At 70.6% G+C, this 14,125-nt stretch carries 7 protein-coding genes; all 7 read left to right on the forward strand.

Features of this window, described 5'->3' with window-relative positions:
• Positions 1–683 precede the first annotated feature (683 nt).
• Positions 684–1,208, forward strand: a complete 525-nt coding sequence (locus KDK82_RS05225) for a sigma-70 family RNA polymerase sigma factor (RefSeq protein WP_088164188.1) — start codon at positions 684–686, stop codon at positions 1,206–1,208.
• Positions 1,209–1,359: 151 nt separating this feature from the next.
• A complete protein-coding gene (locus KDK82_RS05230; protein ID WP_034395838.1) occupies positions 1,360–1,644 on the forward strand; it encodes an MbtH family NRPS accessory protein in 285 nt (94 codons plus the stop codon).
• Positions 1,645–1,649: 5 nt separating this feature from the next.
• A complete protein-coding gene (locus KDK82_RS05235; RefSeq protein ID WP_088164189.1) occupies positions 1,650–2,393 on the forward strand; it encodes a thioesterase II family protein in 744 nt (247 codons plus the stop codon).
• Positions 2,371–3,060: a 4'-phosphopantetheinyl transferase superfamily protein gene (locus tag KDK82_RS05240; RefSeq protein WP_088164190.1), complete on the forward strand. Its 690-nt coding sequence runs from the start codon at positions 2,371–2,373 to the stop codon at positions 3,058–3,060. Before KDK82_RS05235 ends, KDK82_RS05240 begins: the two co-directional genes overlap by 23 nt.
• A complete protein-coding gene (locus KDK82_RS05245) occupies positions 3,057–4,046 on the forward strand; it encodes a TauD/TfdA family dioxygenase (protein ID WP_043824407.1) in 990 nt (329 codons plus the stop codon). The genes KDK82_RS05240 and KDK82_RS05245 overlap by 4 nt, the downstream gene beginning before the upstream one ends.
• A gap of 20 nt (positions 4,047–4,066) precedes the next feature.
• Positions 4,067–9,421: a non-ribosomal peptide synthetase gene (locus KDK82_RS05250; RefSeq protein WP_088164191.1), complete on the forward strand. Its 5,355-nt coding sequence runs from the start codon at positions 4,067–4,069 to the stop codon at positions 9,419–9,421.
• Positions 9,421–14,115, forward strand: a complete 4,695-nt coding sequence (locus tag KDK82_RS05255) for an SDR family NAD(P)-dependent oxidoreductase (RefSeq protein ID WP_088164192.1) — start codon at positions 9,421–9,423, stop codon at positions 14,113–14,115. The genes KDK82_RS05250 and KDK82_RS05255 overlap by 1 nt, the downstream gene beginning before the upstream one ends.
• The last annotated feature ends 10 nt before the right edge of the window (positions 14,116–14,125 follow it).

Here is a 14,125-nt window from a genome sequence, read left to right on the forward strand (position 1 = left end):
GCCACCGCAAGGTGGCTTTTTTTCGTCTGCAGGTTGCAGCAGCAGGCCGCGCTCCGTTCGCTTTTCCAGCCTGCGCACCCAGCCATTCTGTGCCCCCGCGCTGCGCTTGGGGCATCACCAGTCCGTCATGATCCAGGCCCATCATCCATGGCGAGGGAAAGCCATGGGAGACGGGAATCCATAGGCATCGGCTGCCGATTTTCCAATGCCGATAGCCGTGTCTTCGTTTGCCTTGGCGGGACGTCTTCCAGACAGGTACGAGATGCCGATCCAGACCCGGTTTTGTCGCCGGAGCTGTTAATGCTTCTCATTTCATGTTCTGGAAAACGTTAAAGGAGCACCACTGCATGCCTTGGTCCCGGTTCAAGTTTCAGCACGTCTGCAAGGCCGCACAGCCCTTGCCGATCCTGTTCCAGGACGCATGGGCCCGGCGGCGAGGTCGGCCGCCGCCATGAAGCCGCCATGAAGCCGGTATGAGGCCGATCTAAGGCCCGTCTCCCCAAGTCACGCCGATGCGCATCGGCGTGCACTGATGCCCTGCGGTCAGCGGTCGTGCCGCCGCTTTCCGCCTGCGCCGAGTCCCGTTCCCGTCTTTTTGCACGGGCGGCGCGCCGGCAGTCCATCGACCTGCGGTCGACATTTCCCCTTGACGTTCTTGCCTAGCTTGCGAGAGGAACTGCATCGTGTCCTTGAATCACACACATTCTTCGCTGGAAGAGGTTTTCATTGCTTCGCGTGGACAGTTGGTGAGGGTCGCGCGAAGAATTCTCAGGAATCCTGAACTGGCAGACGACGCCGTGCAGGACACCTATCTGCGCGTTGCCGAGATGCGCAGCGATGCCGAGATCGCCAGGCCCGCCGCCTACTGGACGCGCGCCGTCTGCAACATGGCGCTGGACTACCTGCGCCGCCAGGAGCGCGAGAACAGCTACCGCACCCACGGCGTGGATGTGGAGACGCTGGAGATACCGGACAGCCGCTCGCCCGAGCGCCTTTTGTTCGAGTCCCAGGCCATACGCCTGATCGACCAGGCCCTGGACGAGGTGCCGCCCAAGACCCGCGAGACCTTCGAGCTGTACCGCATCAAGGGCCTCACCCAGCGCCAGATCGCCGAGCACATGGAGTGCGCGCTGGGCCTGGTGAACGCCAGGATTGCCGATGCCTGCAAGGCCATCCATGTCCACCGCTCGCTGCTGGACCACCATTGAACGGTGCAGCCCGGCGCACGACCCGGAACCGGCGCGCACGCGGCGTGAACAGTTTCGGATCCGGAACGTCATGTTCAGCAGAGGCGCAGTACCGGATCGCCGCGATCCGGTACTGGCCTCACCGATGTTCAACCGCATAAAGGACGCCTGCATGTCTACAAGCTGCTTCGACCGCGAAGACGAAACCTTCATCGTTCTGGTCAACCACGAGGAACAGTATTCCATCTGGCCGCACTGGAAGGCCGTGCCCGGCGGCTGGACCGCCGTGGAGGGCGTGAAGGGCGACAAGAAAACCGTGCTCGACTACGTGGACGCCACCTGGACCGACATGCGACCCAAGTCGCTGCGCGTGTGGATGCAGCAGCAGGAGCAGGCGGGAGCCGGCGCCGCGCTGCAAAGCGATACCGATACCGTTATCGAAACCGCAGCGGGCTGACGCGCATGCACGCGCCGCTGACCCTGCTGTGCCTGCCATGCGCAGGCGCCAGCGCCACCATGTACCTGCGCTGGCGCAGGCTGCTGCCCCACTGGATCCGCATTGCGCCGGTGGAGCTGCCGGGGCGGGGCAGCCGGCTGGGCGAGCCTGCGGTCGAGGACTTCGGGCAGCTGGTCTCGCTGCTGTGCGCCGAGCAGCGCCAGGCCATGCGCGGCCGCTTTGCGCTGCTGGGCCACAGCATGGGCGCGCTGCTGGCCTTCGGCATGGCGCGGCAGTTGCGCGAGGAGGGCAGGGAGCTGCCGCTGGCCCTGGTTGCCTCGGGCAGCCCGGCACCGGCCTGCCGCGATCCCGAGCGCTTTGCGGGCAAGGGCGACGATGCGGCGCTGATTGCCGATCTGCGCAGGCAGGGCGGCACGCCCGAAGAGGTGTTTGGCAGCCCCGAGCTCATGCGCATCACGCTGGATGTGCTGGGGTCCGACTACCGCGTCTGCGAGAGCTTCGGCCATGTGCCCGCTGCGGGCCTGCCGCTGCCGGTGCACGTCTTTGCGGGGCGGCAGGACGACATCGAGGCGCCCCGCGTCCAGGCCTGGTCGCAGGAGGCCGCCGGGGCCTTCACGCTGGACTGGTTCGAGGGCGGGCATTTCTTCATCAAGCAGCGCGAAGGCGATGTGCTGGCCGTGCTGGCGCAGCGCCTGGCCGGGTCCCAGTCACTCCAGGGGGAAATCCATGCAGCTCGTGTCCGTGCGTGAGGCCATGAGCCAGGGCATCGAGGTCTTCAGGCTGGACCTGGACCTGTCGGCCGAACTGAGCGACAGCCTGCCGCACCTGACCCCCGAGGAGCGCGGTCGCGCCGCGCGCTTCGTGCGGGCCGCCGACCGGCTGCGCTTCGCACAGACGCGCGCTGCCACGCGGCGGCTGCTGGGGCGCAGGCTGGGCTGCTGCCCGGCCGACGTGCCGCTGGCGGTCGGCGTACACGGCAAGCCCTTTGTCGACGAGGACCCGCTGCGGGCACCGCTCTTCAATGTCTCGCATTCGGGCGGGCATGCGCTGATCGCGATGGCCGATCCCGGTGGCGTGCTGCACCTGGGCGTGGACATCGAGCAGCACAAGCCCGACCTCGATGCCGAGGTCATGCTCGACGCCGTCTGCACCGACCAGGAACGCGCCAGCGTGCGCCGTGCGCCTGATCGGCTGGCGGCCTTCTACCAGCGCTGGGTGGGCAAGGAAGCCGTGCTCAAGGCCATCGGCATCGGCGTGGCCGACCACCTGCGCTCCATAGGCATCAGCCCGGGAGGGGACGGACGGCTGGCCATCGCCTGCGCGGTCCCCGACTGGAATGGTTTTCAAGCGATGGCGCTGCCAGCGCCGCCGGGCTACGCGGCAGCTCTTGCGTGGCGCACCAAGGAATCGACATGAACGAAACCCTCCAGCGCTTCGAGCGCAAGGCCCCCGCGGGCTCGCTGCTTCCCCAGCTCATGACGCCCGCCCAGCCGGGCCAGGACCTGCTGGCCGCGCTGCCGCCGCTGCGCCGCGACATCGACGAGGCGCTGCTGACCACGGGCGGTGTGCTGCTGCGCGGCTTTGGCGTGCCTGATGTGGAGACCTTCCAGCGCTTTGCCTCGGCCTTCGGCCATCCGCTGCTCAAGTACGAGTTCGCCTCCACGCCGCGCAGCGCGGTCGAGGCCTCCAGCGGCGCGGGCGTCTACACCTCCACCGAATACCCGGCCCACCAGAGCATTCCGCTGCACAACGAGCAGGCCTACACGCGCGAATGGCCCATGAAGATCTGGTTCCACTGCGTCACCGCATCGCCCGAGGGCGGCGAGACGCCGATTGCCGACAGCCGTGCGGTCTACCGCCGCATTCCGGCGCGCATCCGCGAGCTGTTCGAGCCCGGAATTCTGTACGTGCGCAACTTCGGCGAGATGGACGTGCCCTGGCAGAAGGTCTTCAACACCGAAAGCCGCGCCGAGGTCGAGGCCTTCTGCCGCCATGCGCGCATGGACTGGGAGTGGAAGGAGGACGACGGCCTGCGCACACGCCAGCTCTGCCAGGCCATGGAAAGCCACCCCGTCACGGGCGAGATGGTCTGGTTCAACCAGGCCCACCTGTTCCACATCTCGGCGCGCGAGCCCGAGGAGCGCGAGGTGCTGGAGGAGGTCTACGGCATCGAGAACCTGCCGCGCAACACCTTCTTCGCCGACGGCTCCACCATCGGCGACGACATCTTCGCCGAGGTGCGCGCCGCGCTGGACGCCGAGACCGTCAGCTTCCCCTGGGAGCAGGGCGACGTGCTGATGCTGGACAACATGCTCGTGGCCCATGCCCGCTCGCCCTTCAAGGGGCCGCGCAAGGTCATCGTCGCCATGGCCGAGCCGCGCAGCAATCTGGACCGTTTCTGAGAACCCGGGAGGCAGCTGACATGCTGAGTGGACAAAGTGCAATCGCGGCAGCAGGCCAGGCGCCGGCCAGCCTGGTCGAGCACCTGAGGGGCCTGGCGCAGCAGCGGCCCGACGACATCTGGCTCACCGTGGCCGCCGTGCAGGACGGCCGCGTGGTCGAGCGCAGCCACAGCTATGGCGACTTCGACCGCCGCGTGCGTGCGCTGGCCGCCCGGCTGCAGCAGCTGTGCCCCGTGGGCGCGCGCGCCCTGGTGATGATGGACAACGACGAGCACTACGCCGCCAGCATGCTGGCCTGCTTCTACGCGGGCGTGATCGCCGTGCCGGTGCCGCCGCTGGAATCGCTGCGCGTGCAGCATCTGGAGCGGCTGCTGGGCATCGTGGGCGACGCGGACGCGGCTTGCGTTATCAGCACGGCCGAAGTGATGCAGGCCCTGCCCGGTGCCGATGCGCGCTTTGCCGGCATTGCCGCCGTGGCCGCCGACCAGGTGGACCTGGCCGATGCCGAGGCCTGGCGGCCCCATGCGCCGGCTGCCGACGACATCGCCTTCCTGCAATACACCTCGGGCTCCACCTCGGCGCCCAAGGGCGTGATGGTCAGCCACGGCAACCTCATCGCCAACGAGGCCGCCATCCAGCAGCGTATGGACATCGGCGCGGGCGACCGCTTCATGTCCTGGGCGCCGCTCTACCACGACATGGGCCTGATCGGCGGCCTGCTGCAGCCGCTGTACAGCGGCCTGCCGCTGGTGCTGACCTCGCCACGCCTCTTCCTGGAAAGCCCCGTGCGCTGGCTGGAGCTGATCTCGCGCCACCGCGCCACCATCAGCGGCGGCCCCGACTTCGCCTACCGCATGTGCCTGGAGCGCATCAAGCCGTCGCAACTGGCGCAGCTGGACCTGTCGAGTTGGCGGCTGGCCTACACGGGTGCCGAACCCGTGCGTGCCGACACCGTCACGGCCTTCGCGCAGCGCTTTGCCGCCTGCGGGCTGCGGCCCGACGCGGCCTATGCATGCTACGGCCTGGCCGAGGCCACCCTGTTCATCACCGGCGGCAGTTGCGGCGCGGGCGCCACGATCACGTCCTTCGATACCGAGGCCCTGGCGCAGGGCCGGGCCGAGGAAAGCTCCGGCGCCTCGCAGACCACCCCGCTGGTGGGCTGCGGCCCTGCCGTTCCCGGCCATTCGGTGAACATCGTCGATCCGCACAGCCTGCAGGTGCTGGAGCCCGGCCGCGTGGGCGAGATCTGGGCGCACGGCCCCAGCATCAGCCAGGGCTACTGGGGCAAGCCGCAGCAAACGCAACAGGCCTTTGTCGAGCATGCAGGCTGGCGATGGCTGCGCACGGGCGACCTGGGCTTCGTGCACGGCGGGCAGGTCCATGTGGCGGGCCGCATCAAGGACCTGATCATCGTGCGCGGGCACAACCTCTACCCGCAGGACATCGAGCGCGTGGTCGAGGCCGAGGTCGAAGCCGTGCGCAAGGGGCGCGTGGCCGCGTTTGCGGTGGACATCGATGGCCGGGAAGGCATAGGCATTGCTGCCGAAGTCTCGTTCGGCATGCAAAAGCTGGTGCCGGCCCAGGCCCTGGTCGATGCACTGAGCACCGCCGTGGGCGCGCAGTGCGGCGAGGCGCCCACGGTGATCGTGCTGCTCAACCCCGGCGCTTTGCCCCGCACCTCCAGCGGCAAGCTGCAGCGCGCAGCCTGCCGCCAGGGCTGGTCCGCGCGCACGCTGGATGCCTATGCCGTGTTCGAGTCGGGCCGCTTTGCGGGCGGCGGCAGCCACGCACCGCAGGAGGCGGGCGCGGCAGATCCCACCACAAGCACGCTGGCCGGCCTGTGGCGCGAGGTGCTCGGTGGCGATGCCCTGCACGGGCCGGCCGGCGAGGCCAACTTCTTCGCGCAAGGCGGCAACTCCCTGGCCGCCGTGCGGCTGGCCGCGCGCATCTGCCGGCAATGGTCCCTGGAGTATCCGGCCGGGCGGGTCTTCGAGCACCCGCGGCTGCGCGACCAGGCACAGGACATCGACCGGCTGTGCCAACAGCGCCAGCCGGGCACGGCGCTGCAGCGCATTGCCCCGCTGGCCGAGGCCCGTCGCGCCATGCCCCTGCCGCTGACGCCGGCCCAGCAGCGCCAATGGTTTCTCTGGAAGATGGATACGCGCAGCACGGCCTACCACGTGCAGGGCGCTCTGCGCATCACCGGGCCGCTGGATGCAGGCGCCCTGCGTGCGGCCGTGCAGGGCCTGGCCGAACGGCACGGTTCGCTGCGCACGGTATTCAACGCCCGGCCCGATGGGGAGGTCGAGCAGCGCCTGGACCCCCAGGGCAGGCTGGAGCTGCAGTGGCTGGATGCCGCGCAGGCCGCGCAGGGCAAGCCCGCGCAGCGCGAGGAGCAAGCCGGCCAATGGCTGCAGGCGCTGTGCGCCCAGCCCTTTGATCTGCAGCAGGGGCCGCTGGCCCGGGCTGCCCTGGTGCGGCTGCAGGCCAATGAGCACATCCTGGCGCTGGTGATGCACCACATCGTCTCCGACGGCGCCTCCATGCAGATCCTGCTGGACGATCTGGCGGCGCTGTATTCCGGCGCCCCGGACAGCGGCCCGGCGCTGCAGTATGTGGACTACGCTGTCTGGCAGCGGGAGCAGGCTCAGCAGGCCCAGCAAGGCCAGCAGGCCTCGCTTGCCTACTGGCTGGAACGGTTGCAGGTGCCCCCAGGCGAGGCCCAGCCTGTGCTGGCCCTGCCTACCGACCATCCGCGCCAGGCGCTGGCACGCTATCGGGCGGGACGGCTCAGCTTCGAGCTGCCCGGCGCGACCTTGCAGGCGCTGCGCGCGCAGGCCCGCCAGCAGGGAGACACGCTCTTCACGCTGCTGCTGGCAGGATGGCAGGCGCTGCTGTACCGCTACACGGGGCAGGAGGACATCCGCGTCGGCGTGCCCGTGGCCAACCGCGCGCAGGCCGATCTGCAGGGCGTGGTCGGCTTTTTCGTCAACACCCTGGTGCTGCGCAACCGTATTGACGGGCGCATGCGCCTGGCCGACGTGCTGCAGCAGGCCCGCGAGGCGGCGCAGGGCGCGCAGGCCCACCATGCGCTGCCGTTCGAGCAACTGGTGGAGGCGCTGCAGCCGCAGCGCAGCCTGGCGCACAGCCCCTTGTTCCAGGTGCTGTTCAATCATCTGGTGGAGGACTGGCACGCGCTGCAGCAGGTGCCGGGCTGGACCGTGGCCGGCCAGCCGCTGGCGGCCGCAGATGCGCAGTTCGAGCTGACCGTGGAAGTGCGCGAGCGCTCCGATGGCAGCCTGGGCATCAGCCTGGTCTATGCCCGCGAGCTGTTCGAGCCGGGCAGCATGCAGCGGCTGGCCGCCCACTATGCGGCCATGCTGGACGCACTGGCGCACCAGCCCCAATGTGCCGTGGACGAGGTGCCGCTGCTGGGTCCCGACGAACGCCAGCAACTGGCGGCCTGGAGCTGCAATGACCAGGTCCTGCACGGCGGCGACATCGTGCACCGCCGCTTCGAGCAGCAGGTGGCGCGCAGCCCCGATGCCCCGGCCCTGTGCCTGGGCGAGGCCACGCTGGGCTACGCCGAGCTCAATGCGCGCGCCAACCGGCTGGCGCATCACCTGATTGCATCGGGCGTGCGGCCCGGCGTGCCGGTGGGCATTGCCATGGAGCGCTCCATCGAGATGGTCGTGGGGCTGCTGGCCATCATGAAGGCCGGCGCGGCCTATGTGCCCATCGACCCCGAGCACCCGGCCGACCGCATCGCCTACATGCTGGAGGACAGCGGCGTGTCCCTGGTGCTGGTGCAGCCGCAGGTGCGTGACCGCCTGCCGGCCAGCTGCAGTGCCCAACTGGTCGATGTGCCGGGCCTGGCGTCCCGGCTGCAGGACCTGCCGGCTCACAACCCGGCCGTTGCCCTGCATGGCGACAGCCTGGTCTATGTGATCTACACCTCGGGTTCGACCGGGCGTCCCAAGGGCGCGGCCAACCGCCACCGTTCGCTGTGCAATCGCCTGGCCTGGGGGCAGATGCACCAGCCGCTGGGCCCGGGCGACACGGTGCTGCAGAAAACGCCCTTCGGCTTCGACATCTCCTTCTGGGAATTCTTCTGGCCGCTGACCACCGGCGCATGCCTGGCGCTGGCCGCCCCCGGCGACCACCGCGATCCCCGGCGCCTGGCCGAGCTGATAGCGCGCCACCAAGTCAGCACCATCCACTTCGTGCCGTCCATGCTGCAGGCCTTCATGGCGCACCCGGCGGCCGCCACCTGCCAGGGGCTGCAGCGCATCGTGTGCAGCGGCGAGGCCCTGTCCGCCGAATTGCAGGCGGCCGTGCTGCAGGCCTTCCCCGGCACCCGCCTGCTCAATCTCTACGGCCCCACGGAGGCGGCCATCGAGGTCACCTGGTGGGACTGCCGGGACGAGGGCGCGTTGTCCGTGCCCATAGGCCGCCCCGTGGCCGGGCTGCGCACCCATGTGCTGGATGCCGCGCTCAACGAGGTGCCGCGCGGCGTGGCTGGCGAGCTGTACCTGGGCGGTGTGGGCCTGGCGCGCGGCTACTGGCGGCGGCCGGGCCTGAGCGCCGAGCGCTTTGTCGCCGACCCCGCCAGCCGCACGGGCGAGCGCCTGTACCGCACGGGCGACCTGGTGCGCTGGCGCGGCGACGGCCAGATCGACTACCTGGGCCGCGTGGACCACCAGGTGAAGATCCGCGGCTTTCGCATCGAGTTGGCCGAGGTGGAGGCCCAACTGCTGGCCCACCCCGCCGTGCGCGAGGCCGTGGTGGTCGCCCGCCAGGCGGCCGACGGTGCGCGGCTGGCCGCCTTTGTCTCGGTGCAGCAGGGACAGTGCCTGGACATGGCCGCGCTGCGCAGCGCGCTGGCCGCAGCCCTGCCCGACTACATGCTGCCCTCGTCCATCACCGTGCTGGATGCCTTGCCCCTGAACGCCAACGGCAAGGTGGACCGCAAGGCGCTGCCCGAGGCGCCCACCCTGCCGGCCCTGGAGCGCCAGGCCTACGAGCCTCCCGAGGGCGGTGTGGCCGCGACCATTGCCGCCCTCTGGGCCCAGGTGCTGGGCGTGGAGCGCATAGGCGCCAGCGACAACTTCTTCGACCTGGGCGGGCATTCGCTGCAGCTCATCCGCGTGCATGGCCTGCTGGAGTCGCGGCTGGGCCGGGAGCTGTCCCTGGTCGATCTCTTCAAGCACCCCACGGTGTCGGCCCTGGCGCGGCGCATCGAGCAGGGCGCAGATGGCGAGGGCGAGGGCGAAGGCGCCGCGCAGGCGGCCGCCGCCCGGGACGGCATGGACGCGGCCCAGCGCCGCCGCGAGGCGCTGCTGCAGCGCAAGCGCCACATCGAAAGGACCCTCTGATGCCTTCTTCCTCCGAAACCACCGGCCTGGAGATCGCCGTCATCGGCATGGCCGGGCGCTTTCCGGGCGCCGACGACATCGACCGCTTCTGGGCCAACATCCGTGACGGCGTCGAGTCCGTGAAGCGCTACAGCGACGATGAGCTGCGCGCCCTGGGCGTGCCCCAGGCCCTGCTGGACGATGCCGGCTACGTGAAGGCCGGCGTGCCGCTGGCCGGCATGGACCTCTTCGATGCCGACTTCTTCGGCTACACCCCGCGCGATGCCGAGCAGCTGGACCCGCAGCACCGCCTTTTCCTGGAATGCGCGTGGCAGGCGCTGGAGCATGCGGGCTACGAGGGCCGGCGCTATCCCGGCGCCATCGGCGTGTATGCGGGCACGGGCGCCAGCGTCTACCTGATGCGCCATCTGCTGCCCCGCCATGCGCCGGGCCCTGGCGCCCAGGTCGCCGACCTGCTGGGCCTGATGAGCGGCAACATGGCCGATGCCCTGGCCACGCGCGTGGCCTACAAGCTGGACCTGCGCGGCCCGGCCGTCACCGTGCAGACGGCCTGCTCGACCTCGCTGATGGCCGTGCACACCGCCTGCCAGGCGCTGCTGGGCCATGAATGCGCCATGGCGCTGGCCGGGGGCGTCTCGCTCAACCTGCTGCAAAACGGCGGCTACCGCTACCAGGCCGGCGCCATCTTCTCGCCGGACGGGCATTGCCGCGCCTTCGATGCCCAGGCCGCAGGCACGCTGCAGGGCAGCGGCGCGGGCATTGTGGTGCTCAAGCGCCTGGACGATGCGCTGCGCGACGGCGACACCATCCACGCCGTCATCCTGGCCAGCGCCGCCAACAACGATGGCGCAGACAAGGTAGGCTTCACGGCGCCCGGCGTCAACGGCCAGGCCGCCGTGGTGCGCGCGGCGCAGGCCCTGGCGGGCGTGCCGGCCGACACCATCGGCTATGTGGAAGCCCATGGCACGGGCACGGCGCTGGGCGACCCCATCGAGATCGCGGCGCTGACCCAGGCCTTTCGCGCCAGCACGCCGCGCAGGGGCTACTGCGCCATCGGCTCGGTGAAGACCAATATCGGCCATCTCGATGCGGCCGCCGGTGTCACGGGCCTGATCAAGACGGTGCTCTCGCTGCGGCATGCCACCTTGCCGCCGAGCCTGCATTTCGAGCGGCCGCACCCGCAGATCGACTTCGAGCGCAGTCCCTTCCATGTCAACACCGTGGCCAAGCCCTGGCCCCAGGCGGCCACACCGCGCCGCGCGGGCGTGAGCGCCTTCGGCATTGGCGGCACCAATGTCCATGTGGTGCTGCAGGAGGCTGCTGCCGCCCCTGCCACCTCTGCCACTCCTTCCAGTGCACCGGCGGATGCAGCCCGGGGCTGGCAGGTGCTGCCGCTGTCCGCTCGCAGCCCCCGTGCGCTGGACGAAGCGGCGCGCCACCTGGCTGCCCATCTGCAGCAGGCCGGCAGCGGCCTGTCGCTGGACGATGTGGCCCACACCCTGCAGCAGGGCCGCCGCGCCTTCGGCCATCGCCGTGCCGTGGTGGCCGACGGCATGGGCATGGCGGTGGAGGGCCTGCACCTCGCTGCTACTGCTGCTGCTTCTGCTGCTGCGCCGGCAGGCCAGGCCACCGAGGTGCCGGCACAGCCGCCCGGCGTGGTCTTTCTTTTCCCGGGCGGGGGCGTGCAGCACGCCAACATGGGTCTGGACCTGTACCGCGACGGCGGTGTATTCCGGCAGGAGGTGGACCGCTGCTGCGAGCTGCTGCAGGCCGAAACAGGCTGGGACCTGCGCCAGTGGCTGTTCCCCGCCCCGGGTGAAGAGGTGGAGGCCGACGCGGCGCTGTCCGCCATGGACAAGGCCCAGCCGGCCCTGTTCGTGATCGGCTATGCGCTGGCCCGGATGTGGATGGCACGCGGCGTGCAGCCCATGTCCATGCTGGGCCACAGCCTGGGCGAGTATGTGGCGGCCTGCCTGGCCGGCGTGTTCGAGCTGCTGCATGCCCTGCGCATCGTCGCGGCGCGTGGCCGCCTGCTGCAGTCGCTGCCGCAGGGCGCCATGACCTCGGTGCCCCTGGCCGAGGCCGAGCTGCAATCCCTGCTGGATTTGGGCTGTGACCTGGGTGCCGTCAATGGCGAACGCCTGTGCGTGCTGTCCGGCCCGCTGGCCGCCATCGAGGCGGCCGAAGAGGTGCTGCGCGCGCGGGACATCACCGCGCGCCGGCTGCACATTGCCGTGGCCTCGCACTCGGCCATGACCGAGCCCCTGCTGGCGCAGCTGGAGCAGGTGGTGGCCAGCGTGCCCCGGCATGCGCCGCGCCTGGCCTTCATCTCCAGCGTGACCGGCAGGCCCATCACGGCCGAGCAGGCCATGAGCCCCGCCTACTGGGCCCGCCACCTGCGCCATACCGTGCGCTTTGCGGACGGGCTGGACGAGCTTGTGCGAGAGCCGGGCCGCGTGCTGCTGGAGGTGGGCCCCGGCCAAGCCCTTACCGCCCTGGCTCGCCAGCATGCGCGCGCCGCCACGGCGGCCGGCACCTGGCCCAGCCAGGCCCATCCCCAGCAGACCGCACGCAGCGCGCAGCTGCTGGCGCAGGCCGTTGCCGGCCTGTGGTGCGCGGGCGTGGACATCGACTGGACTGCCTGCCGGGGCGGGCGGCCAGGGCGGCGCGTGCCGCTGCCGACCTATGCCTTCCAGCGCCGCTCTTTCTGGGTGCGGGCGGCGGGGCAGGGTGGCGATGCACCGAAAGCGGCAGGCACGGCAGGTCCCTCGGCTACCGCGGGTCCGTTCTACGCAGCCGCCTGGCAGCGCAGTCCCTTGCAGTTGGCGGCAGGCACCGCCGCAGCCGCAGCCCAGGTGGCCCTGGTGTTTGGCGACGGCAGTGCCACGGCCGAGGCCCTGGTGCACGCATTGCGCGCGCAGGGAACCGATGTGGTCTGCGTGGAAGCGGGCGCGGCCCCCGCCTGCCTGGCCCCGGGCCGGCATGCCGTGCGCCCCGGTGAGCGCCGCGATTGCGAGGACTTGCTCGATGCGGTGCAGGCGCGGTTCGGCCCTGTGGACGCCATCTACCACCTGTGGGCCATGGACGCGGCCGCCCCTGCGCCGCTGGAGCGCGGCTTTCACAGCGTGCTGGCGCTGGCGCAGGCGCTGGAGGCCCGTGCGCACGGTGCTGGAGGCCCGCGCACACGGCTGCTGCTGCTGGTGGCCGCAGGCGGTTCGGAAGATGTGACCGGGCTGGAAGCGCTGAACCCCGAGATGGCCGCCGTCTTTCCGCTGTGCAAGGCGATCGGGCAGGAATGCCCGTCCATCGACTGCCGTTTCGTCGATGTGGTGCAGGCGGGCTCGCCCGCAATGCAGGCCCGGCTGGCGCGCCAGCTGCTGGACGAAGCCCGCGCGCCGCACGGGCTGCGCGCGGCCGACACGGCCATCGCCCTGCGCGGTGCCCACCGCTGGCGCAAGACCTACGAGCCCCTGCAGTGGCAGGACGCCGCAGCGCCGCGCCTGCGCAGGCAGGGCGTGTACCTGATCACGGGCGGCCTTGGCGGCGTGGGCCTGGCGCTGGCCCGGCATCTGGCCGCGCACTGGCAGGCCCGCCTGGTGCTGGTGGGCCGCACGGCGCTGCCTGCGCGCAGCCAATGGGAGGCACTGGCCGCCGATGACGGGCAGCCGCGCACCCTGCGCCAGCAACTGCTGCAGTTGCTGGCCCTGGAGGCCGAGGGCGCCCAGGTGCTGACCCTGGCCGCCGATGTGGCCGACGCCGCGCAGATGCAGGCGGCGCTGGCGCAGGCGCACCAGCGCTTTGGCGCGCTGCATGGCGTGGTCCACGCCGCAGGCCATGCCGACAGCGGCATGCTGGCCACCCGCACCCGGGACAGCGTGGAGCGCACGTTCGCCCCCAAGCTGCGCGGCACCCGGCTGCTGCTGGACCTACTGGGCAAGCAGGGCACGCAGGGCACGCTGGACATGCAGGCTCCGGACTTCGTGCTGCTGTGCTCGTCCATCTCCAGCCTCACCGCAGGCCTGGGCAAGAGCGACTACGCCGCCGCCAATGCCTGCATGGATGCACTGGCGGCGCTGGCCAGCCGCCAGCGCGCCTGGCCCGTCATCTCCGTGGACTGGGACGCCTGGCGTGACCTGGGCATGGCCGCCGGCATGCGCATTCCCGAAGGCATAGGCTGGAGCGGCGCAGAAGCGGCAGCGGTGTTCGAGCGCATCGTCAACGGCGATGTGCCGCACCAGGTGGTCATCTCCACCACCGACCTGCAGCAGCGCCTGGGCGAGATCGATGCTGGGCTGGTGGATGCGCTGGCAGAACCTGCCACCGAAGCCTTCGCCGAACCTGCCGACGGATCGCAGGCCCGTGGCGGCCATCCGCGCCCGGCGCTGCAGACCGCCTACGTCGCGGCCGAAGGCGAACTGCAGCAGGCCCTGGCCGCGCTGTGGACCGACATGCTGGGCATTGCCCCGGTGGGCGTGCACGACAACCTGTTCGAGCTGGGCGGCGACTCGCTGCTGGCCCTGCAGATCCTGGGCCGCGTGAAAAAGCGCTTTGGTGTCGAGCTGCACCCTGCCGCCTTCTTCAAGGCCCCCACCGTCGGCGAGCTGGCCGTGCTGGTGGAGACCCGGCTGATCGAGGAGATCGAGGCCACCGTTACCGATGAAGGCGATGCCCTTGCCGCCTTCGCATCTGCGTGAGAAGACCACC

Origin of the sequence: Delftia sp. K82 (assembly GCF_002193035.1) — a bacterium.
Classification (GTDB): Bacteria; Pseudomonadota; Gammaproteobacteria; order Burkholderiales; family Burkholderiaceae_C; genus Comamonas; species Comamonas acidovorans.